General features: G+C 67.7%; 20 protein-coding genes. 11 read left to right on the forward strand and 9 right to left on the reverse strand.

Translation table 11 applies throughout. The features are described 5' to 3' along the window. Positions 1-220: 220 nt before the first annotated feature. Complete coding sequence (locus QE363_RS04395) at positions 221-1,753, reverse strand: cryptochrome/photolyase family protein (protein ID WP_309692324.1); 1,533 nt, start codon at positions 1,751-1,753, stop codon at positions 221-223. 21 nt (positions 1,754-1,774) lie between these two features. On the opposite strand from QE363_RS04395, the gene queF reads away from it, so the two are divergent. From queF to QE363_RS04415, 4 genes are all read left to right on the forward strand, one after another. Continuing rightward, positions 1,775-2,215 (forward strand): preQ(1) synthase, encoded by a 441-nt coding sequence (gene queF, locus QE363_RS04400; protein ID WP_007403692.1) that lies wholly within the window; start codon positions 1,775-1,777, stop codon positions 2,213-2,215. Between the two features lie 78 nt (positions 2,216-2,293). Beyond that, complete coding sequence (locus tag QE363_RS04405) at positions 2,294-2,554, forward strand: DUF333 domain-containing protein (RefSeq protein WP_309692333.1); 261 nt, start codon at positions 2,294-2,296, stop codon at positions 2,552-2,554. 203 nt (positions 2,555-2,757) lie between these two features. Further along, the gene (locus QE363_RS04410) at positions 2,758-5,028 is read left to right on the forward strand and encodes a glycosyltransferase family 4 protein (protein ID WP_309692335.1); all 2,271 of its coding nucleotides are present in this window, start codon (positions 2,758-2,760) and stop codon (positions 5,026-5,028) included. A 59-nt stretch (positions 5,029-5,087) separates the two neighbouring features. Continuing rightward, positions 5,088-6,371, forward strand: a complete 1,284-nt coding sequence (locus QE363_RS04415) for a glycoside hydrolase family 130 protein (RefSeq protein ID WP_309692337.1) — start codon at positions 5,088-5,090, stop codon at positions 6,369-6,371. Here the strand turns inward: QE363_RS04415 and QE363_RS04420 are convergent. The 5 genes from QE363_RS04420 to QE363_RS04440 form a co-directional block, all read right to left on the reverse strand. Next, a complete protein-coding gene (locus tag QE363_RS04420) occupies positions 6,346-8,322 on the reverse strand; it encodes an OPT family oligopeptide transporter (protein ID WP_309692339.1) in 1,977 nt (658 codons plus the stop codon). The genes QE363_RS04415 and QE363_RS04420 overlap by 26 nt on opposite strands. Before the next feature lie 638 nt (positions 8,323-8,960). After that, the gene (locus QE363_RS04425) at positions 8,961-10,565 is read right to left on the reverse strand and encodes a helicase HerA-like domain-containing protein (protein WP_309692342.1); all 1,605 of its coding nucleotides are present in this window, start codon (positions 10,563-10,565) and stop codon (positions 8,961-8,963) included. Positions 10,566-10,658: 93 nt separating this feature from the next. Next, positions 10,659-12,188: a Do family serine endopeptidase gene (locus tag QE363_RS04430; RefSeq protein ID WP_309692345.1), complete on the reverse strand. Its 1,530-nt coding sequence runs from the start codon at positions 12,186-12,188 to the stop codon at positions 10,659-10,661. Positions 12,189-12,294: 106 nt separating this feature from the next. Further along, positions 12,295-13,161, reverse strand: a complete 867-nt coding sequence (locus QE363_RS04435) for a protease modulator HflC (protein ID WP_309692347.1) — start codon at positions 13,159-13,161, stop codon at positions 12,295-12,297. Further along, positions 13,158-14,291 (reverse strand): protease modulator HflK, encoded by a 1,134-nt coding sequence (locus QE363_RS04440; RefSeq protein ID WP_309692350.1) that lies wholly within the window; start codon positions 14,289-14,291, stop codon positions 13,158-13,160. Before QE363_RS04440 ends, QE363_RS04435 begins: the two co-directional genes overlap by 4 nt. Positions 14,292-14,362: 71 nt before the next feature. On the opposite strand from QE363_RS04440, the gene QE363_RS04445 reads away from it, so the two are divergent. The 5 genes from QE363_RS04445 (at position 14,363) to QE363_RS04465 (ending at position 17,083) form a co-directional block, all read left to right on the forward strand. Continuing rightward, entirely contained in the window at positions 14,363-15,325 is a 963-nt protein-coding gene (locus QE363_RS04445) for an Mrp/NBP35 family ATP-binding protein (protein ID WP_309692353.1), read from the forward strand. 95 nt (positions 15,326-15,420) lie between these two features. Beyond that, positions 15,421-15,855: a CoA-binding protein gene (locus QE363_RS04450; RefSeq protein ID WP_309692356.1), complete on the forward strand. Its 435-nt coding sequence runs from the start codon at positions 15,421-15,423 to the stop codon at positions 15,853-15,855. Positions 15,856-15,886: 31 nt separating this feature from the next. Beyond that, a complete protein-coding gene (locus QE363_RS04455; RefSeq protein ID WP_307102627.1) occupies positions 15,887-16,156 on the forward strand; it encodes a hypothetical protein in 270 nt (89 codons plus the stop codon). A gap of 109 nt (positions 16,157-16,265) precedes the next feature. Beyond that, complete coding sequence (locus QE363_RS04460) at positions 16,266-16,652, forward strand: hypothetical protein (RefSeq protein WP_309692360.1); 387 nt, start codon at positions 16,266-16,268, stop codon at positions 16,650-16,652. Further along, positions 16,649-17,083: a hypothetical protein gene (locus tag QE363_RS04465; RefSeq protein ID WP_309692363.1), complete on the forward strand. Its 435-nt coding sequence runs from the start codon at positions 16,649-16,651 to the stop codon at positions 17,081-17,083. The genes QE363_RS04460 and QE363_RS04465 overlap by 4 nt, the downstream gene beginning before the upstream one ends. Before the next feature lie 183 nt (positions 17,084-17,266). Here the strand turns inward: QE363_RS04465 and QE363_RS04470 are convergent, their stop codons facing one another. Further along, positions 17,267-17,830, reverse strand: a complete 564-nt coding sequence (locus QE363_RS04470; protein WP_309692365.1) for a 3'-5' exonuclease — start codon at positions 17,828-17,830, stop codon at positions 17,267-17,269. Positions 17,831-17,952: 122 nt separating this feature from the next. Between QE363_RS04470 and QE363_RS04475 the strand changes: the two genes are divergently transcribed. Beyond that, on the forward strand, positions 17,953-19,242 hold the full coding sequence (locus QE363_RS04475) for a homoserine dehydrogenase (RefSeq protein WP_307102634.1): 1,290 nt from the start codon (positions 17,953-17,955) through the stop codon (positions 19,240-19,242). Positions 19,243-19,526: 284 nt separating this feature from the next. Here QE363_RS04475 and QE363_RS04480 read toward each other — a convergent pair whose 3' ends face one another. Both QE363_RS04480 and QE363_RS04485 read right to left on the reverse strand, forming a co-directional pair. Further along, positions 19,527-20,483 carry a 2-oxoglutarate and iron-dependent oxygenase domain-containing protein gene (locus QE363_RS04480; RefSeq protein ID WP_309692369.1) on the reverse strand — a complete coding sequence of 319 codons (957 nt, stop codon included), beginning with the start codon at positions 20,481-20,483 and terminating at the stop codon, positions 19,527-19,529. A gap of 85 nt (positions 20,484-20,568) precedes the next feature. Continuing rightward, on the reverse strand, positions 20,569-21,078 hold the full coding sequence (locus tag QE363_RS04485; RefSeq protein WP_309692372.1) for a hypothetical protein: 510 nt from the start codon (positions 21,076-21,078) through the stop codon (positions 20,569-20,571). 165 nt (positions 21,079-21,243) lie between these two features. On the opposite strand from QE363_RS04485, the gene QE363_RS04490 reads away from it, so the two are divergent. Beyond that, positions 21,244-22,491 carry a multidrug effflux MFS transporter gene (locus QE363_RS04490; protein WP_309692375.1) on the forward strand — a complete coding sequence of 416 codons (1,248 nt, stop codon included), beginning with the start codon at positions 21,244-21,246 and terminating at the stop codon, positions 22,489-22,491. Positions 22,492-22,509: the final 18 nt, after the last annotated feature.

Genomic DNA, 22,509 nt, shown 5'->3' on the forward strand with positions numbered 1-22,509 from the left:
ACCTAGGCGTGTTCGGGGCGGGGTCGCAAGCCAAGCCAAAGCCCCTCTCCCGGCAGGGGGAGGGGTTGGGGAGGGGCAAGGGCCACGGGGGCTGGTCTTGGTGAGACTCCAGACCCTCCCCCATCCCCTCCCGCTTGCGGGAGGGGAGCGGCCAGAGGCGAGTATAGGTTATTCCTCGCTCCGTTCACTCTGAGCGAAGACGAAGGCCACGAGAATCTCGCTATTCCAACCCCTCCAGAAACCCCGCCGCCTGCGCCCGGATCGCCTTGCGGTCTTCCTCCGCCATCCGGTTCCAGTTGCGATAGGGCATCGCCATGCGCGGATTCTCGCCGAAACGCTCCTCGTGCCGCGCCAGGAAATCCCAATAGAGCGCATTGAACGGGCAGGCGTCCTCGCCCACCCGCTGCTTCACGTCATAGCGGCACGTCCCGCAATAATCCGACATGCGGTTGATATAGGCCCCGGACGAGACATAGGGCTTGGAGGCGATGATACCGCCATCGGCGAACTGGCTCATGCCCACGACATTGGGCAGCTCGACCCATTCATAGGCATCGATATAGATTTCCAGATACCAGCGATGCACCTCCACCGGGTCCGCGCCGATCAGGATGGCGAAATTGCCCGTCACCATCAGCCGCTGGATGTGATGGGCATGCGCGGTGTCGAGCGTCTGGCCCAGCGCCTCGGCCATGCAGTGCATGTCGGTCTCGCCCGTCCAGTAGAAGCCGGGCAGCGGCCGGGTCGCGCGCAGGGCGTTGCGGTTCACATAGTCCGGCCCGACATGCCAGTAGAGCCCGCGCACATATTCGCGCCAGCCGATGATCTGGCGGATATAGCCCTCGACCGAATTGAGGCTGACACGCCCGTCCTCATATTCCCCTTCCGCCATCCGGCAGAGTTCGAGCGGGTCGAGCAGCCCCGAATTGATATAGGGCGACAGGACCGAGTGCCAAAGCTGGTGCTGTCCGGTCAGCATCGCATCCTGATAGTCGCCGAATTTGGGCAGGCCGTTCGCCATGAACGCCTCGGCCTGTTTCTGCGCGTCCTCCGCCGTGGTCGCATAGGCGAAGCCGTCGAGCGAGCCGGGATGGTTGTCGAACCGTGCGGCAACCATCTCCAGCACCTCGCGGGTGATCCGGTCGGGGGCAAAGCGCAGGGGTTCGGGCGGTATGTCCTTTTTGGGCGCGGGCTTGCGATTATCGGCGTCGTAATTCCACTTGCCGCCCTCGGGCTTGTCGCCCTTCATCAACAGGCCGGTCTTGCGCCGCATCAGCCGGTAGAAATACTCCATGCGCAGTTCCTGGCGGTCCTCCGCCCAGGCTTCGAACTCGGCCTGGCTGGCGATGAAGCGGGTGTCGGGAAGGATGTCGACGGGGATGCCGAACATCGTCTCCCACGCCTCCAGCATCGCGGCGACGCGCCATTCGCCCGCCTGGGTGACGACGATCCGCGCGGGGTCGTGGCGTCCGACCGCGCGCGCGACTTCGCCGGTGAAGCTGCCCATATTGTCGGGGTCGTCCAGCCGGACGTAATCGACCGTCCATCCCGCCTGGCGCAACGCCTCGGCATGATGGCGCATCGCGGACAGGATATAGGCGATCTTGGCCTTGTGATGGCGGACATAGGCCGTCTCGTCCGCCACCTCCATCATCAGCAGGATCGCGCTTTCGGGATCGGCACCCTCCAGCGACGACAGGTTCATCGACAATTGATCGCCCAATATCGGGATCAGCGTTGGCGATTCGGGCATGGTTGTCCTACATGGCCTTTCATGAAGCATCTCGGCCAGACCAGCGCGCTGCCCGCTTCCCCGGAAGAGGCGGTGCTCGATTATGTTCCCAACCCCCGACCGGGGCGCACCTATCTGATCCGGTTCGCGGCGCCCGAGTTCACCTCGCTCTGCCCGGTGACCGGCCAGCCCGACTTCGCGCATCTGGTGATCGACTATGTGCCCGGCGAGACGATCGTCGAGTCCAAGTCGTTGAAATTGTTCCTGGGCAGCTTCCGCAACCATGCCGGTTTCCATGAGGATTGCACGGTCGGCATCGGCGAGCGCCTGTTCGAGGAGATGAAGCCGGTCTGGCTGCGCATCGGCGGATATTGGTATCCGCGCGGCGGCATTCCGATCGACGTGTTCTGGCAGTCCTCCGCCCCGCCCGCCGATCTGTGGCTGCCCGACCAGGGCGTCGCGGGCTATCGCGGCCGGGGCTGACGACCCCCGGCCGGGCCGGTCAGCGGGGGTTCAGCGGGCCGTGCTAGACGGGGCGCCTCACAGAATGGAGGTTCCGTCGTGAAGACCAGGTTGATGATCGCCGCTTCCCTTCCCCTCTGTCTTGCCGCCGCCGTCCTGCCGACCGCGGCGCAGGCCATGCCCAACCCGGCATCGGTCTTCTGCCAGAAGATGGGCGGCCGCTCGGTCAACGCCACGCTGCCGGACCGGTCGCAGCTCGGCCTGTGCTATCTGCCCGGCAAGAAGATCGTCGAGGAATGGACGCTGTACCGGATGTTCGACGGCAAGAAGCCCTCGCCCCGGCACAATCCCTTTCGATAGGACATTCCGCTTCGCAACAGGGTCCTGAGCGACCCTTTTCGTCGGCAGACCGGGCCTTTGCAGCGCCCGGTCGCCTGACACGGTTGCGGTGCAGCAAATATGTAATACGGTCTGCAACCTTCCTGCCAAATGCGGGTTAACCTTGAAACGATGTGTCCGGTGGGAAACCCGCCCCGACATGTCGTGCTTCAAGGACTGGCAATATGGCGGATGCGAACGGAACCGTGATCGAACGACTGGCGCTGATCGGAAACTTCCTGCCCCGGCAATGCGGGCTCGCGACATTCACCACCGACGTCTATTCGGCCCTTCGCGATCGCTATCCCAATCTGGCGGTCGACGTCTATGCGATGGACGATCATCCCGGCCGCTACGCCTATCCCCCGGCCGTGACCGCCGCCATTCCGCAGAATGAGCGCTCCGCCTATATCGACATGGCCCGCCGGATCGAGGCGAGCGGCGCGCAGGCCATCTGGGTCCAGCACGAATATGGCATCTATGGCGGCGCGGCGGGCGAGCATCTGCTCGCGCTGCTCGACCGCACCACGCTGCCCGTCATCGCGACGCTGCACACGGTTCTCGAAAAGCCTTCGGCCGACGAGCGGCGGGTGATGGAGGGGCTGCTTCGCCGCTGCGCCAAGATCATCGTCATGGCCGAGAAGGGCTGCGACATCCTCAAGCGCGTCTATGGTGCCGATCCGCGCCAGATCGCGATGATCCCGCACGGCGTGCCCGACCGCGAACTGATCTCGCCGGATATGTTGAAGGCCCGGTTCGGCTGGGAAGGCCGCAAGGTCGTCTTCACCTTCGGGTTGCTGGCGCCCAACAAGGGGATCGAGACGATCATCAAGGCGCTGCCCGCCGTCGCCGCGCATCATCCCGAACTCCTCTATGTCGTGCTGGGCGCGACCCATCCCAATCTGATCGCGCATGAGGGCGAAGCCTATCGCGACCGGCTGAAGGCGCTGGCCGAGGCGCGCGGCGTGGCGGACAATGTCGCCTTCGTCGATGCGTTCGTCGACCATGACGACCTGATCGAATATCTCCAGGCCGCCGATATCTACGCCACCCCCTATACCAACCCCGCCCAGATCACGAGCGGGACGCTGTCCTATGCGGTCGGCGTCGGCAAGGCGGTGATCTCCACCCCCTATGTCCATGCCGCCGAGATACTGGACGACGATCACGGCGTGCTCGTCCCCTTCGGCGACGTCGAGGGATTCGCGCGCGAGATCGACCGGCTGCTGGGCGACGACACGGCGCGCGACCGGCTGTCGCAGCGCGCCTATGCGCGGGGCCGCACGATGATCTGGCCGCGTCTGGCCGAGGGGGCGATCAAGCAGATCGGCACCGCGATCACCACCCGCCCGCGCCGCATCGCCACCGGCCATACGCCGACGATCAAGCCGCTAACCCCCGATCTGGCCGCCGTCGAGCGGATGAGCGATTCGACCGGCATGTTGCAGCACGCCATCTATTCGGTGCCCGATCGCCGCCACGGCTATTGCATCGATGACAATGCCCGCGCGCTGATCTTCATGACCCAGGCGCCAGGAATCGATCCCGTCACGCGCGACAAATGGACCACCATCTACGCCTCGTTCCTGCAATATGCCTGGAATCCCGAGGCGCGGCGCTATCGCAACTTCATGCGGTTCGACCGCAGCTGGTGCGAGGATGTGGGGTCGGAGGATTCCAACGGCCGTACCCTATGGGCGCTGGGCGTCGCCGCGCGCGATGCGCAGCTCGCCAAGCACCGCGACTGGGCGCAGATGTGGTTCGATGCGACCGCCTCGCTGGCGCTCGACCTCGGTTCGCTGCGGGCCCAGGCCTTTGCGATGCTGGGCGCCGCCGCCATGCTCGAGGCGCGACCGGGGCATCAGCTGGCGCGCACCATCCTGGAAAAGCTGCCGCCGCTGCATCTGGCGCTGCTGGAAGAAGCGCGGCGGCCCGAATGGCAGTGGTTCGAGATCGTGCTCGCCTATGACAATGCCCGCGTGCCGCAGGCGCTGATCGAGGCGGGGCGTGCGCTGGGGCGTCAGGACCTGATCGATTGCGGCATTTCCACGCTGGACTGGATCGTCGCCAAGCAGACCTCGCCGGAAGGCCGTTTCCGCGCGGTCGGCAGTGAGAGCTTCGGTCGCCCCTATGCCGAGCCGTTGCAGTTCGACCAGCAGCCGCTGGAGGCGCAGGCGACGGTCGAGGCCTGTCAGTCCGCCTATGTCGCGACCCGCGACCCGCGCTGGATCGCCGAGGGCGAGCGTGCCTATGGCTGGTTCCTGGGCCTGAACGACCTCGACCTGCCGCTGGCGACGGCGCAGGATGGCGGCTGTTTCGACGGATTGATGCCCACCGGCCTCAACCGCAACCAGGGCGCGGAGTCGATCCTGGCCCTGCAACTCGCCAATTGCGCGATCGCCAGCCTTTGCCATTCCGCATCATCCATGGCAGGAGCCGATCGTCACATTGCCTGATGCGTCCAGCATGGGGGATGGGATGAGCGTTTTGGGTAAAGTGGCGAGACGGTAGCGCGATGGATCTTTTCAACCACCGGCTGCGGCTTCATGCCGATCCTTCCCGCGTCGTGGTGCGGCCGTTTCACATCGCCTGGGGCGGTGGCAATGGCGCGCCGCCCAGCCGGACCGAACGGCTGGTGGGCGAGGTGCTGGCAATGACGCCGCAGGAAGCGCGCGACCAGCTGGAAACCGTGCTGAAGGATTTCGAGGCGCGGCACTGGCAGACGCGGCGCGTCTTCATGACCCGCTATGACCAGATCGAGGATCTGCTGAAGCTGGACGGCGCGGCGATCAGCGACGAGAAGCGGCAGCTGATCGGCGCCTATTTCTGCCACGAATATAGCTATGCGGCGGCGGCGCTGATGAACCCGTCGGCGGTGCCGCATTTCGACCAGACCGGCATCCAGCCGGGGTCGCAGCGCATCCTGATGTCGATGCGCGCGGTGGGCGAGGGGCATATCTCGTCGGTCGCCTTTCGCGAGGGCATCATCAACGACCAGAATCAGCTTCGCCTTGCGCCCGAGCCGCCCTTCGCGACCGCGACCGACGTGCATGGCTGGGGCGACGACGATGTGCCGGGCGGCCCCGTCACGGTGCATCGCCACCGCGACTCGACGCTGTCGGGCACGGTCATCTTCCCGATCACCCAGGCCCAGTCCAAGGGGCTGGAGGACATGCGCATCGTCCAGTTCACGCATGACGACGGCGCGGTCGAGTGGATCGGCACCTATACCGCCTATGACGGCTCGGGCATTCAGTCCGAACTGATGCGCACCCGCGACTTCCGCGCGTTCGACCTCGTGCCGATGACCGGCTCGGCGGCGCGCAACAAGGGCATGGCGCTATTCCCGCGCAAGGTCGCCGGGCAATATATGATGATCGGGCGGCAGGACGGCGAGAACCTGTTCCTGCTCAAGTCCGACTCGCTGACCCATTGGGACGAGGGCGAGAAGATCCTGACCCCCGTCTATCCGTGGGAGCTGGTGCAGATCGGCAATTGCGGCCCGCCCATCGAGACGGACGAGGGCTGGCTGCTGCTGACGCACGGCGTCGGCGCGATGCGCAAATATTCGATCGGCGCCGCACTGCTCGACAAGGACGACCCTTCCAAGGTGCTGGGTCGGACGAAGCAGCCGATCCTGGCCGCCAAGGACCAGGACCGCGAAGGCTATGTGCCCAACGTCGTCTATTCGTGCGGCGCGATCCGGCACGGCGACTCGCTGTTCCTGCCTTACGGCATCGCGGACAGCTCGATCGGCTTCGCTTTCGTGAAGATCAGCGAGTTGCTGGCGGCAATGTAACGACCCGGCGGCGCGTATAGCGATACAGCGCCGCCAACAGCCCCAGGAACAGCAGCGTCCCCCCGACCAGCGCGGGGGTGGCGAAGCCGTCGCCGACCAGCGCCAGCGGCGCGTCCGAATTGGTCAGATAGACGATTCCGGCAAAGCCCACGCCCCACAGGCTCTCGCCTACGATCAGCCCGGTCGCCGTCAGCACGCCCAGCCGCTCCGCCGTCTCCGGATTGGCGCTTCGCCGCGCCCAGCGGTTATAGCCATGGCCGATGACCGCGCCCAGCACGACGGGCAGCGTCGCGGTCATCGGCAGATAGATGCCCAGCCCCACGCCCAGAGGCGGCAGGCGCAGCCAGCCGAGCTTGCCCAGCCCTTCGTCGGCGATGATGACGCCGATGCCGATCAGCGCCCCGACGCCGATCATCGTCCAGTTGAGGTCACCGCCCAGCACCCCCTTGGCCAGGGCCGAGATCAAAGCGGCCTGCGGTGCGGACAGCGCATTGGGGCCCGCGCCCGGCGTGCCCGCGAATCCCAGCGTCGCGTTGAGCAGGTCGAGCACCGGCGGGATCACCAGGCTGCCGAAGACGACGCCGATCATCAGCGCCACCTGCTGCTTCCACGGCGTCGCGCCGACCAGCTCGCCGGTCTTCAGGTCCTGGAGATTGTCGTTGGAGATGGTCGCCACGCCGAACACGACGCCGGTGACGATCAGCGCGTAGGCGACCAGCGCCTGCGTCGTCTCGGGCGGGGTGCCGCGCCCGAACAGCCCGACCAGCAGCAGCGCGGCGGCCAGGACGGACAGGATGCCGATCCCCGACACAGGGCTGTTCGACGCTCCGATCAGCCCCGCCATATAGCCGCACACGGCCGCGATCACGAGGCCGATCAGCAGGATGAAGAGCAGCGCGCCGCCGATCAGCGCGATGCCCGACGCCGCCAGCGGCCCGCCCGCGATCACCGACCAGAGCAGCCCGGCGATCGGCACCAGCGTCGCCAGCGCGACCGCCGCGACGATCCCGATCGGCAGGTCGCGCTCGCCCACCGCCAGCACCGCCCCGTCGCGCCTGGCCGAAGCGGCGGCCAGCGAAGAGCGGATGCCGCCGATGACCGGCCCGATGATCTTGAGGAGCGTCCAGATCGCCGCCACCCCGATCACGCCCGCGCCCAGGAAGCGCACGTCGCGGGAAAAGATGCTGCCCGCCCATTCGGCGACGGGCCCGGTCGAGGGAGACATGGCGGTCAGGATCGGCAGCGCCCCCCACCATCCGATCGCGATTCCCGCCAGCATCGCCATGCCGACCGACAGCCCGACCAGATGCCCGACCCCGATCAGCGCGAAGGACAGCCCGCCCGCAATTCCGGTCGCGCCCGCACCGGTGCGGAAGAAGACCGCTGCCTCGGCCACCGCCAGCTTGGTCTGGGTCAGGATCGCGAACCCGGCCGAGGCGAGCGCGTTGACGACGATCAGCCGCAGCCCGACCGCGCTTTCCACTTCGCCCTCGCGGCTGCCCGCGCCGACCTTCAGCACCTCGGCGGCGGCGCGGCCCTCGGGATAGGGCAGGTCGGTGTCGACCACGAGCGCACGGCGCAGCGGCACCGAGAACATCACGCCCAATATGCCGCCCGTCGCGGTGATCCCGGCGGTCAGCAGATAGGGGAAACCCTGCCACCAGCCGATCATGACCAGGCCAGGCAGCACGAAGATGATCGCCGCCAGCGTTCCCGCCGCCGAGGCGACGGTCTGGACGATATTGTTCTCCAGCACCGAACTGTTCGGCAGATAGCGCAGGATCGCCATCGAGATGACCGCCGCCGGGATCGAGGTCGCGAAGGTCAGCCCGACCTTGAGGCCGAGATAGACGTTCGCGGCGGTGAACAGCAGGGTGATGATCCCGCCCAGCGCGATCCCGCGAAGGGTCAGCTCGGCGACGGGGGCGGCGGTGGCAGAGGTACGGCTCATGCGCGCAGATGTGGCAGATGGCGGGGCGCGCGACTAGGGTTTCGTGGCGGGGCGGGGCGTGTGCTTCGACTTCGCTCAGCGCGAACGGGCGGGGGACGGATCACCCATTCCCGGTTGGCGGGCGGGGGGTATCCTCTGACATCCGTTGAACGGGCGGGGCATCCCCCAACCTCCGTTCAGCCTGAGCGAAGTCGAAGGCCAAGGGAAACCCGTTATCTCAAGCCCCCATCCCGGCGGAGGCCGGGGTCCAGGCACCACCAAGGCCGATCGCCATTCACCGATGCCTGTATTTCCCTCGCCCCTCGCAGAGGGGAGAGGGTTGCGCAGACTTGGTCTTTGCGAGAGCAAAGGCCTAGTCGGAGCTGGGTGAGGGGTGGATGCGCGCAGCGCGCGAGCCTTAGGGCTCGCTCAACCCCTCACCCAAGCTGCGCTAGCCAGCAGGCTGGCAAGCTCCGCTAACCCTCTCCCCTGTCCAGGGGAGAGGGAAGAAGATGCAGTCGTGAATGTCGATCCGCCCTAAATTTGTGGCGCGCGGGGAGGCCATGGTTTCGCGCCTCCGCCGGGGTGGCGGCGGATTCGTGGCAGGCGGTGTCGCTTGGCCTTCGACTTCGCTCAGGCTGAACGGATGTTGGGGAGGGTCAGCCCCGGAACAGGTTCCCCAACACCCCACGCACCACCGCGCCCATGATCCCCCCGCTGTTCGACCGCCGCCGCGATCCGCCGCCGAACACCTGCTTGCCGATTTCGTTGGCGACCTGTCGCCCGATCGAGGAGCTGGCCGAGCGTGCCGCGCTGGTCGCGATCTTGGCCCAGGGGGAGTTGGCGGCCTCGCGCTGTTCGGCGATGCGCGCGCGTTCGGCTTCCTTCGCGGCCTTCGCCTCGGCCTTGGCCGCTTGTGCCGCCTGTTTGTCGGCTTCGGTCGCGGCCCGCGCTTCCGCAGCGGCGGCGGCCGCTTCCTGCGTCTTGGCGGTGAGCAGTTCCTCGGCCGATTCGCGGTCGATCGCCCGATCATATTTCGCGCCGACCGCGTCGGTTTCGACCAGGACCTTGCGCTCCTCGGGCGTGGCGGGGCCGACCCGGCTGCGTGGCGGGGCGATCATCGTGCGTTCGACCGGCGAAGGCGAGCCATCGGGCTGGAGCAGCGACACCAGCGCCTCGCCGACCTTCAGCTCGGTGATCGCGCTGGCCACATCGACGCCGGGATTGGCGCGGAACGTCTCGGCGGCCGAGCGCACCGCCGCCTGGTCGCGCGGGGTGAAGGCGCGCAGCGCGTGCTGGACTCGGTTGCCCAGCTGCCCGGCGATCTTGTCGGGCACGTCGATCGGGTTCTGGGTGATGAAATAGACGCCGACACCCTTCGACCGGATCAGCCGCACGACCCGCTCGATCGTGTCGACCAAGGCGGGCGCGGCTCCGTCGAACAGCAGATGCGCCTCGTCGAAGAAGAAGACCAGCTTGGGCTTGTCAGGGTCGCCGATCTCGGGAAGCTGCTCGAACAATTCGGACAATAGCCACAGGAGGAAGGTGGCATAGAGTTTGGGACTGGCCATCAGCTGGTCGGCGGCCAGGATGTTGACGGCGCCGCGCCCCGCATCGTCGGTACGGATCAGGTCGGCGAGTTCGAGCGCGGGCTCGCCGAAGAAATGCTCGCCCCCCTGCGTGCGCAGCTGGAGCAAGGCGCGCTGGATCGCCCCGACCGATTGCTTGGAGATATTGCCATAGCTGGTCGTCAGTTCGTCGGCCCGCGCGGCGCATTCGGCCAGCATCGCCTGGAGATCGTCGAGGTCGAGGAGCAGCAACCCCTCCTTGTCCGCGACATGGAAGGCGATGGTCAGCACGCCCTCCTGCGTCTCGTTCAGCCCCATCATCCGCGCGAGCAGCAGCGGCCCCATCTCCGACACGGTGGCGCGGACCGGATGCCCCTGGGTTCCGAACAGGTCCCAGAACTGCACGGGCGCGGCCTCATAGGACCAGTCGGTCATCCCCAGCTCGGCGGCGCGCGCGGCGAAGGCGGCATGGGTCTTGCCCAGCGCCGATCCGGCCAGCCCCAGCCCCGACAGGTCGCCCTTCACATCGGCGACGAAGCTGGGCACCCCGGCGCGCGAGAAACCCTCGACCATGGTCTGCAACGTCACCGTTTTGCCGGTACCGGTCGCGCCCGCGATCAGGCCGTGCCGGTTGGCGCGCTTGAGGTCGATCGCCTGCGGCTTGCCGCCGCCCATGCCGATGAAGATGCCTTCCATGGCCGCATATTATCGCGGCGTTCGGTGACGGGAATAGCAAAAGGGCCGCCGCATCGGGGAGATGCGACGGCCCTTTTCGGACGGGCGGAACCGTTACTTGATGCGCAGCGGCATCAGGCGGTCGGCGATCCGGCCGCGGGTGATCTGCGCCAGCACCTGCGGACGACCGGCGGCCTTGGCGGCGGCGACGACGCGCTGGACGTCGGCGGCGCTGCGGACCGGGGTGCCGTTGATCGCCGTGATGACGTCGCCGCGCTTCAGCTTGGAGGCGGCATCGCTCGACGGGTCGACCGCCGCGATCACCACGCCCTGGGTCGACGGCTCGACATTGATCGCGCGGGCGATCGCCGGGGTCAGCGTCTGCACCGACAGGCCCAGGCCGCCACCGGCCGCCGGAGCGACCTGCGCATCGTCGTCGCTGTCGGGGAAGGCGTCGGAGCCGTCACCCAGCGACGCGGCCAGTTCCTCGTTGGACGGACGCGTCGCGGCGGTCGCGGTCAGCGAGACCGGCTTGCCGCCGCGCAGCACCTCGAGGTTGACGCGGCCGCCCGGCGGGACATTGGCGATCAAATAGGACAGCGTCTGTTCGGGCGTGACCGACTGGCCGTTGACCTTGGTCACCACGTCGAACGCCTTCAGCCCGGCCTTGGCGGCGGGGCCGTTGGGCTCGACCTTGGCGATGACCTCGCCCTGGTTCTTGGGGATGCCCAGCGACGCGGCGACATCGTCGGTGACCGGGCCGCCGATCTGCACGCCCAGATAGCCGCGCTCGATCTTCTGGCCCTTCATCAGCTTGTCGATGATCGGCTTGGCGTCTTCGGCCGGGATGGCGAAGCCGATGCCGATATTGCCGCCCGACTGCGAATAGATCTGGCTGTTGATGCCGATCACATTGCCGTTCATGTCGAACATCGGGCCGCCCGAATTGCCCTGGTTGATCGCGGCGTCGGTCTGGATGAAGCGGTCGTTCGCGCCGCCCTGGCCGGTGACGCGGTGGACGGCCGAGACGATACCGGCGGTCACGGTGCTCGACAGGCCGAAGGGCTGGCCGATCGCCAGCACCCAGTCACCCGGCCGCGCGCGCGACGAATCGCCGAAGCGGACGAAGGGCAGGTTCTGGCCGTCGATCTTCAGGACCGCCAGGTCCGAGGTCTCGTCGCGGCCGACGACCTTGGCGGTATATTCCTTGCGGTCGTTGAGCGTGACGGTGATCGAATCGACCGAGGCGCCCTGCGCGCCGGGTGCGATGACGTGGTTGTTGGTGACGATGTAACCGTCGGGCGAGATCAGGAAGCCCGAGCCCAGCGAGGCGCCTTCGCGCTTTTGCGGCTGCGGCCCGGTCTGTCCGCCGAACTGGCCGAACATGCCCTCGAACGGCGTGCCCGCGAACGGGTTCGGCTGCTGCTTGACGGTGATCGACTGCTTGGTGGAGATGTTGACGACGGCGGGCTGGAGCTTGGCGACCATGTCGGCAAAGCTCATCGGCGCGCCGGCGCGGGGGGCGACCGCCTGGATCGCGCCCGGTTCGTTCTGCGCGACCTGGGCGGTGCCGGGCTGGAGGGCCAGGGTCGCGGTCGCGCCACCGAGGAGGAGCGCACTGGTAATGGCGTAGGCGTAGCGCACTGGGCTAGGGTCCTCTCAAAGAAAATTCAGTTTGACCGTGTCCTATTTGTCACGGTCTGGCTGAACGACGCTTGAATATGAACGAGCGGAAAGGTGGCGAAACCACCTATCGGCCCGGCGCGGTGAATTCCTTCAAATAGCTGTTCTGCGGCGACAGAATGATCTGGGTGCTCCCATGTTCCTGGGTCGAGCCGTCCGCGCCGAAGGTGTGGCGATAGGACTGCATGGCCCGGTAGAAGTCATAGAAATCCGCATCCTTGCCAAAGGCCTGGGCATAGATTTGCGCGGCCTGGGCATCGGCATCGGCGCGGACGATCTGCGCCTGCTTCTGGCCTTGCGCGGCGATGGTGATCGCCTCCTGCTGGCGCGCGGTCTGCATCCGGGCGAGCGCGCTTTGCAGCGGGGTGCCCGGCGGCAGCTCGGCTTCCTTGATCCGCACGTCGACGATCTGCACGCCATACTGGCGCGCGATCCGGTCGAGCCGGACCTGGATCGCGTCCATCACCTGCCCGCGCTCGGGGCTGAGCAGTTCGGACGACCGCCGCTTGCCCAGTTCGTTGCGCAGCGCCGATCCGAAGATCGGGCGAAGCTGGTTGATGACGCCGTCGACGCTGCCCGCCGTCGCCAGCATCCGGCGCGGGTCGATCACGCGGAAACGGGCAAAGGCATCGACGTTCATGCGCAGCTGGTCGGTCGACAGCACCTGGGTCTTTTCCAGGTCGAGGTCGAGCACCCGCTTGTCGACCCAGACGATGCGGTCGATGAAGGGAATGCGCGCGATCAGCCCGGCGCCGCTGTCGCCCAGTTCCTCGTTCGGGCGATAGCCGTTGACGATCCGGCGCGGCTGCTCGAACCGATAGATCACCGCCTGCTTGGTCTCGGGCACGATGGCGAAGGTCGCCGCCGCCACGATCACCGCGACCAGCAGGGCGACGCCCAGCACGATCGGATTGCGCATCGACAGGCCGTTCACTGGCCGCCTCCCTGCGTCGCGACGGGCGCGGCGGGTTCGGGCGCCACCATCTCGGGCGCGGGGCGCGCCTTTTGCAGCGGCAGATAGGGCACAACGCCCGGTGCCTCGACGATGGTCTTGTCCGACTTGGCCAGCACGGCCTCCATGGTCTCGTAATACATGCGGCGACGGGTCACTTCGGGGGCCAGGCGATATTGTTCGTACACCTTGTCGAACTGCGCCGCCTCACCCTGGGCGCGGGCGATCACCTGCTGCGCATAGGATTTGGCCTGGTTCACATCGGCCACCGCGCGCTGCTGCGCCGCCGTCACCTTGTTGAAGTCGTCGACGATCTGCTGCGGCGGGGCGGCCTGCTTGATCGCCACGCCCTGGATGCGCACGCCCGAGCGATATTCGTTCAGGATCGACTGGGTCAGCTCCTGCACCCGCTGTTCGATGCCGGTGCGGCCCGAACCCAGCGCCTGGTCCAGCGTCGTCTCGGCGATCACCGCGCGCATCGCGCTTTCGGCGGCGGCGCGCACCGTGTCCTGCGGCTGGGCGAGGCGGAAGGCGAAGTCGCGCGGATTGGCGATGTCCCAGCGGACCGAATAGGTCAGGTCGATGATGTTCTGGTCGCCGGTCAGGACCAGATTCTCGCCCGAGCCCTCGGGGAAATTCTCGGTCCGGATCTTCTGCACGTCCAGGACGCGGACGGCGGCGATGGGGGCGGGGGCGGTCAGCTGGATGCCGGGTTCGAGCACGCCGGTATAGCGACCGAAATAGGTGACGACGCCGCGCTGCTGCGGGCCGATCGGATGGATCGAGGTGTAGAGCAGCCAGATGCCGACCAGGATCGCGGCCCCGATCGCCCAGAGGGTGCGTCCGCCGGGCGCGCCGGGCAGGCCGCCAAAGCCGCCACCGCCCGATCCGCCGGGGCCTTCGCCCGGTCCGCCGCCGCCCGATCCGCGCGCCTTGCGGATGAACTCGTCCAGCGCGGTCGGCTTGGCAGGGGCCTTGCGACCGCCCGGCGGGACGGCCCAGGGATTGCGGGGCCCGCCATCGGAGTCCTCACCGGACCCGCCCCATGGGCCCTTCGGCGTCTCGGCGGCAAGATTGGGGGGGCGTCGGAAGCGACCCGTCAGCTTTCTCATAGTCATCGTTATAGGAACGGTTCGCCGACAAAAACAGTGCCAAGCCGCGTAACCCATCCTATCTGCCCCCCATGAGCATGATCGAGACGGTGAAGGCGGCGGTGGCCGCAGTGGCGGGCAAGCGCGCGAGCGTGCGGATGGAGGGCGCGCGCGCGGGCGTCGTGCTCGACGCGACGGGGCTGGACGGCGCGGGCCGACAGGCGCTGGAGGACGGGGTCAAGGCTGCCGCGATCCAGTCGGGAGCGGAGGATGTCCGTGTCGTCCTGACCGCCGAGAAACGCGAGCGCCGGATCGTCGCGGTCGCCAGCGGCAAGGGCGGGGTGGGCAAGTCCACCCTGTCGGCCAATCTCGCCATCGCGCTGGCGCGGGGCGGGCGCAAGGTCGGGCTGGTCGATGCGGACATCTATGGCCCGTCGCAGCCCCGGCTGATGGCGGCCGAGGGGGTGAAACCCGTCGCGCAGGACGGCAAGCTGCAACCCGTGCCGACCCCGCATGGCGTTCCCCTGCTGTCGATGGGCCAGCTGGTCGAGCCGGACAAGGCGATCGCCTGGCGCGGGCCGATGGCGGCGGGGGCGCTCAGCCAGCTGGTCGATGGCGACTGGGGCGCGACCGAGCTGCTGGTGCTCGACCTGCCGCCGGGGACGGGCGATGTCCAGCTGACCATGGTGCAGAAGCACCGCCCGGCGGGTGCGGTCATCGTATCGACGCCGCAGGACCTGGCGCTGATCGATGCGCGCCGCGCGATCGACCTGTTCACCAAGGCCGGGGTGCCGATCATCGGGCTGGTCGAGAATATGGCGGGCTATTGCTGTCCGCATTGCGGCGGCATCTCGGACCCGTTCGGTTCGGGCGGGGCGGAAGCGGCGGCGGCGGAGTTGGGCATTCCCTTCCTGGGTCGGGTGCCGCTGACCATCGCGATTCGCACCGCCTCCGACGCGGGCCAGCCGCCCGCGGCGGGGGAGGGGGACACGGTCTTCGCCCCGCTGGCCGAACGGGTGGCACAGTGGCTGGACGCGAGCCCGGCGGCGGCATGAAACCGGCGCGGCGGCAGGGCGTTAGAGCCGGATAAGCCGCCCGCATCCCCTTGATCCCGCAAGCCGGACGGGCGGTTCGACAAAAAGGACCGTCCATGCCGCTGACCGCCGACGAGGATATCCGCGCCCTGCTGAGCGAGGCGCGCACCATCGCGCTGGTCGGCGCCTCGGATCGCCCCGACCGGCCCTCCTATGGGGTGATGAAGCGGTTGCAGGATCATGGCTATCGCGTGATTCCGGTCAATCCGCAGATCACCGGCGAGCATGTGCATGGCGAGTTCGTGTTCCGTGAGCTGGGCCAGCTGGGCGATCCCATCGACATCGTCGACATCTTCCGCCGCTCGGATGCGGTCGGCGCCATCGTGGACGAGGCGATCGCGGTCGGGGCCAAGGCGATCTGGATGCAGCTGGGCGTCGTCAACGACGAAGCGGCGGCGCGCGCCGAGGCGGCCGGGCTGAAGGTGGTCATGAACCGCTGTCCGGCGATCGAGATACCCCGGCTGGGCATCGCGCCGGTGACCGGGGGTTGAGGTCGGGGGCGAAGAACAGGGAGATGCGACGATGATGATGCCGTTCCTGATCCTGCTGGCCGCGCCGCAAGCACCGGAGCGTCAGCTGGTGACACTTCCCCGACTGACGACGGGATGTGTGCCGGGTCGCTGTCCGATGACGGCACGCCCCTCGCCCTATCGGTTGGGCCCCGACAGGACGAGCGCGATCGATTCCAAGTCCCGCGCCTTTGCCAATGACGGCACCTATTGTGCTGTTGTCGGGGACAAATATTGCACCAGCAAGCCGCGAACCCTGTTCCGGATGCCGATCGACCAGTAATCGAGCGGTAATGGCGCAAAGGAATACTGGCGCGATGCCCGCGAAACAGGCATGATCCCGGCCGTGGCGGTCATCCGACCGCGCGCATGCACGATGCCGGGAGAGCGTCATGGTTGCGACGATTTGGGCGATAGGGATGATGGTGGCACCCATTCAGGGGGAGATGCCGCCGCCCCAGCCGTCGGTCGACGCAATCATGGCCAGGACCCGGCGACTGACCAGCGTCGAGAGCCGCTGCATTTATGATCCCAACTCGACCGATGTGACCGTGTGCGGTCGTCGCAATGCCGATCGCTTCCGCTTTCCCTATCAATCCGCACCCGATCCCGGCGACCCCAGGCATGAGGGGGTGATGGCCGAGCGCACCCGGATACTGGCGCGCAGCACGCCGTTGAAGGATCTGTCCCCCTTCCAGGTCGGCGGCGGCCATGTCGGCGTCACGGTCGAAACAGGTGGGCGCAGCGGCGCGCCGACCCTGCGGAAGCCCGCGCCATGATGCTGGTGCCGCTGATCCTCGCGCTCCAGGCGACTCCGGCGGTGGCCGGACCGCCGCCGGGCACCCAGCGTTTCTCGATCCTGGCTCCCGATCCCTGCCCGCCCTCGGCCGGGACGAAGGACGAGGTGATCGTGTGCGGACGGCGCCTGGGCGACAATCGCCTGCCCCCTGATCCGGATGCGCCGCCCGCCAAGCCGCTGATGTCCAATCCCGACCTGACCGGCATCGGGGCGTTGCGGGCCGCGGGCACGCCCTGCGCCGCGCAGCTTGCGGGGTGCGGGGGGAAGGTGGACGTCGTGACGCCCGTGCTGATGCTGGCGAACGAGGCGCGGATCGGGCTCAGCAAGATCGTCGACAAAGCGCGCGACAAGCGCAACCGCGTGCCGATCGCGCTCGACGGTCCGGGGCCGCGAGGGCATTTGGAGCCATAGGCCGGATCGCCCCTATTCCTCCCTCTGGAAGGGGAGGGCGCCCACGGTCGCGCGCTTCGACGAAGCTTCCAGCCGGGACACCCCTTCGTCATGCCTGCGGCCTGACACCTCTCCTTCCAGGGGAGGAATGGACGGAATGTCGATCCGATCGAGACGCCCGCGCCGATGAAGCGGGCGCGCGCCTCAGCCGCGCGCCTGTCGCCGCGACCGGGCCGAGGGCGGCGGGGCGAACCAGTCGGCCAGTGTCAGCCCGGTCTGCGCCATCGCGCGCAGCACCACCTGTCCCGCCGCGCGCGCGTCGCTCAGCGCGTCATGGTGGCGGTGTTCCAGCTCGAGAAAGGCGGCCAGCGTGCTCAGCTTGTGATTGGGCAGCTCGGGCCAGGCCCGCCGGGCGATGGTCACGCTGTCCAGCCAGCGTGCGGCGATCGGGGGCAGCGCGTCGCGTTCGCAGGCCCGGCCCAGCGCGCCCTTGTCGAACCCCGAATGCGCCACCGTCACCCGCCCGCCCAGATGCCCGGCCAGTTCGGGATGGAGCGCGGCGAAATTGGGCTTGCCCAGGACATGATCGGCGGTGATGCCATGGATGCCGATATTGAAGGGGCTGAACTCGTCGCACGGATCGACCAGCGTCTCATAGGCGAGCACCTCGACTCCGTCCGTATAGCCGACGATACCGATCTGGCAGATGCTGCTGGTACGCGAACAGGCGGTTTCGACGTCGATGACCACGAAATCGGGGGAAATCATCCCGCCGCTTTAGCGCGATCTGGCGTTTCGAGCAATAAAAGGTCGCCTGCCCGCTCGACAGCGACCATTTCTATCCGCTACCCGCCCAGGCTCAACGAACGCTCTGGATACGGGAAAAGATGATGGGCGACGCATTGCGGGTGGCTTTGGCGGGACTCGGTACGGTGGGGGGCGGCGTCATTCGCCTGCTCGACGCAAACCGGGAGCTGATTACCCGGCGCGCCGGTCGCCCGATTGAGATCGTCGCCGTCTCCGCGCGCGACCGGACCAAGGATCGCGGCGTCGACCTGTCGCGGTTCGAGTGGGTGGACGACACCGCCGCGCTCGCCGCGCGCGAGGATGCCGATGTGGTGGTCGAGCTGATCGGCGGATCGGACGGCCCGGCGCTGACGCTGGCGCGCACCGCGCTGGAGGCCGGGCGCGGCTTCGTCACCGCCAACAAGGCGATGCTGGCGCATCACGGGCTGGAGCTGGCGCAGAAGGCGGAGGCGTCGAAGGCCGCGCTGAAGTTCGAGGCGGCGGTGGCGGGCGGCATCCCGGTCATCAAGGGCCTGCGCGAAGGCGCGGCGGCCAATGCCATCGCGCGCGTCTATGGCATCCTGAACGGCACCTGCAATTTCATCCTGTCCAAGATGGAGGCGGAGGGCCGCGACTTCGCCGAGGTGCTCGCCGAGGCGCAGGCGCTAGGCTATGCCGAGGCGGACCCCAGCTTCGACATTGACGGGGTGGATGCCGCGCACAAGCTGTCGATCCTGGCCGCCATCGCCTTCGGTACGCAGCCGGCGTTTGGCGATGTCGCGATCGGCGGGGTGCGCCATGTCCTGGCCGCCGATATCGCGCAGGCGGCGTCGCTGGGCTACCGGGTGCGGCTGGTCGGCGTGGCGGAGGAAGGGGCGAACGGCCTGTTCCAGCGGGTGCATCCGCATCTGGTGCCGCTCGACCATCCGCTGGCGCATGTCACCGGCTCGACCAATGCGGTGGTCGCGGAGGGCAATTTCGTCGGCCGCCTGCTGTTCCAGGGCGCGGGCGCGGGCGATGGCCCGACCGCCAGCGCGGTGGTCGCCGACCTGATCGACATTGCGCGCGGCGAATATGGCGCGTCCTTCGCCATGCCCGCGCATGAACTGATCCCGGCGGCCAAGGCCGATAGCGGCGAGCGGCGCGGGCGCGCCTATCTGCGCTTCACCGTGCAGGACAAGGTCGGCGTGCTGGCCGAGATCGCGGCGGCGATGCGCGATGCGGGCGTGTCGATCGAAAGCCTGATCCAGCGGGGCGAGGCGGCCGATGGCGGCGTGATGATCGCCATCGTGACGCATGAGGGGCCGGAGCGCGCGGTCGCCCAGGCGCTGGAGCGGTTGCGCGGCAGCCAGAGCCTCGTCGGGCAGCCGTTGTTGATGCATATTTTGGGGTAATTTTCGGGGGCGTAAGGTCTCTGCGAGGCCCCTTGCCCTCCCCCAGCCCCTCCCGCCTGCGGGAGGGGAGTTTTAGGGTGACGCCTCCCGCCTGCGGGAGGGGAGTTTTAGGGTGATGCCTCCCGCCTGCGGGAGGGGAGTTTATGGAATTCCGCGTTTCGTCCTTGCCGCTCCCCTCCCGCAGGCGGGAGGGGAGTTTATGGAATTCCGCGTTTCGTCCTTGCCGCTCCCCTCCCGCAGGCGGGAGGGGCTGGGGGAGGGCGGTGTCTCACCGAGCCCCTCCCTTACTTCTTGATCAACCCGATCTCGACCAGCCGCTCGTACAGATAGTCATGCGCCGTGATCGGCGTCGGATAGCGGTTCGGATTGTCCGCCGTCACCGTGCCCAGCAGCGTCTCGATCAGGAAATCGGGCGCGGGGTGCAGGAAGAAGGGCATCGAGTAACGCGAGAAGCCGCGCCGCTCGACCGGCGGGTTGACCACCCGGTGCGTGGTCGAGGGCAGGACATGGTTGGTCAGCCGCTGGAGCATGTCGCCGACATTGACCACCATCGCCCCCTCGGGCGGACGGATCGCCAGCCATTCGCCCGAATCGCGGTCGAGCAGTTCCAGCCCCGCCTCTTCCGCGCCCAGCAACAGGGTGATGAGGTTGATATCCTCATGCGCGCCCGCCCGCACGCCCTCGGCATCCGCCGGGATGGGGGGATAATGGAGCAGGCGCAGCACCGAATTGCCGTCCTTGACCGCCGGATCGAACCAGTGCGGATCGAGCTTCAGATGCCGGGCGATGGCCGACAGCAGGCGATCCCCCGCGCGGTCGAACGCGGTGAAGAGTTCGAGAAAGTCGTCGCGGAACCCCTCGGGCCGGGTGGGCCAGATATTGGCGGGCATCCGGTCGGCATAGGCATGACCCTCGGGCAGTTCGCGGCCGACATGCCAGAATTCCTTGAGGTCGACGACCTTGGCATCCTTGGCGATCTCGGTCTTGAACGGGGTATAGCCACGCGCGCCGCCGCCGCCGGGGATGTGATAGCCGCGCTTTTCCTCCTCGGGCAGGTCGAACAGCGCCTTGGTCTGCGCCCAGGCGCGGTCGATCAGCTCGGCGGGGACGCCGTGGTCGGCGACGATCGCAAAGCCGAACCGCTCGAACGAACCGCCCAGCGCGGCGGCGAACGCCTCGGGATCGCGGTCCTGATCGGCCAGGCTGAGCGTCGGGACCTCGGCGGAGCGGGTGTCGGTCATGAATATGTCGTCCAGAAAATCGAATAGGCGTAAGGCTATATAATGTCCCTACCGGCCCGAACAGGCCAGCCGGTCAGCGGTCAATTTATCCGCCGAGCGTGATCGTGCCCGTCGATCGGTCGCCGCCCGCATCGCGCAGGTCGAGGCGGAAGCGCTTGTTCTCGGCGGTGGTGCCGACCAGCTCCTCGCCGCGATCGGTCAGGGTGAAATCGGCATCCGTCATCTTGTCGCGGAACCAGTCGCGCACCGTCTGGGGATCGGCGGGGCTGTCGAAGGTCATGACGAACGCCTTGTCACGGCCATTGCCGACATCGACGTTGCGGATCTTCGAGCCGGGATAGAGGTGGACGCCGTTCAGCTCGAAATTATCGGCCTCCAGCGACACCTTGGGCAGCTTGAACGCGCCGGTGAAGCCGGGCAGCGCCAGCTTCACCTCGCCCGACCTGCCGTCGACCGCCGCCACCGTCTGGCCGTCCGAGCTGTTGATCGTCACCGAGGTCCCGTCGGTCGGCCGGTCGCAACCCGCCAGCGCCCCCGCCAGCGCCAATGCCATGCCCAGCGAAAGGGGCAGAGCGGTTCGATGCAGGATGGTCATGACGGCAAACTCCCTCCAGTGTCCTGTCGGTCCGATACACGTGGGGGTGGTATCTGGCGCGCGCAAGCTGTCGACGTGCTGAACGCGGTTGACGGCGAAGGTGATCGGCTCGGTTGGGTTTTCCCGGTTTCCCTGGCGTCCGAACGCGCTTATGGGACAGGCATCATGTCCGAATCCCGTTCCGCTGATCCGGCGACCCCCGTCGCCGCCGACACCCCCGGCGCGCCCATCGGCTTTGTCGAATTCGTCCTGCTGATCGCGGCGCTGATGGCGCTGACCGCGCTGGGGATCGATTCGATGCTGCCCGCGCTGCCCGCCATCGGCGAGGCGCTGAACGCGTCGCCCACCCAGCGGCCGTTCGTCGTTACCGCCTTCCTGATCGGGTTCGGCGTGGCGCAGCTGGTGCATGGGCCGCTGGCGGACCGTTATGGGCGGCGGCGGGTGCTGATCGTGGCGCTGGTCATCTATATCATCGCCAATGGCGCGGCGGCGATGGCGGGCAGCTTCCTGCTGCTGATGGTCGCGCGCGTCTGCGCGGGCGCGGCGATCGCGGCGACGCGGGTGGCGACGGTGGCGCTGGTCCGCGACTGCTATCATGGTCGCGCCATGGCGCAGGTCATGTCGATCGCCTTCATGGTGTTCATGGTGGTGCCGATCCTGGCGCCCGCCTTCGGTGAGCTGGTGCTCTTGTTCGGCAACTGGCGGCTGATCTTCTGGACCATTGCGGGCCTCGCCACGCTGGTGCTGATCTGGTTCGCGGTCCGCATGCCCGAGACGCTGAAGCCCGAGGCGCGGCTGCCCATCTCGCTCGACCGGATCTGGCGCGGCTGGCGGCAGACCGCGGCCGACCGGCTGTCGCTGGGCTATACGCTGGCGGCGACCGCGCTGATGGCGGCGCTCTATGGCTATCTCAACTCGGTGCAGCCGATCATGGCGGTGACGTTCGGGCGCGAAAAGCTGCTTGCGCTGATCTTCGCCACGACCTCGGTGACGATGGCGGCGGCCAATCTGCTCAACTCGCGGATCGTCATGCGGCTGGGCACGCGGCTGATCAGCCACAGCTCGGTGACGATCCTGATTATCGTCTCGGCGCTGCATCTGGCGATCGCTTGGTTCGGCGGCGAATCGCTGGTCGTGTTCGCGGTGCTTCAGGCGATCACCATGGCCTGTTTCGGTCTGGCGACCTCCAACTTCTCGGCAATGGCGATGGAGAATATGGGCGGCATCGCGGGCACCGCGTCGAGCGTGCAGGGCTTTGCCAGCGTCACCATCGGGTCGGTGATCGGTGCCGGGATCGGCCAGGCCTTTGACGGGACGACCCGGCCCTTGACGCTGGGCTTCCTGGTGGCGGGCTGCGCGGCCTTCGCCTTCGTCTTCGCGACCGAGCGCGGGCGGATGTTCCGCCCCCTCTGACACGCACACGGCCCGCGC

Source organism: Sphingomonas sp. SORGH_AS_0870 (genome assembly GCF_031453175.1).
Lineage (GTDB): Bacteria > Pseudomonadota > Alphaproteobacteria > Sphingomonadales > Sphingomonadaceae > Sphingomonas.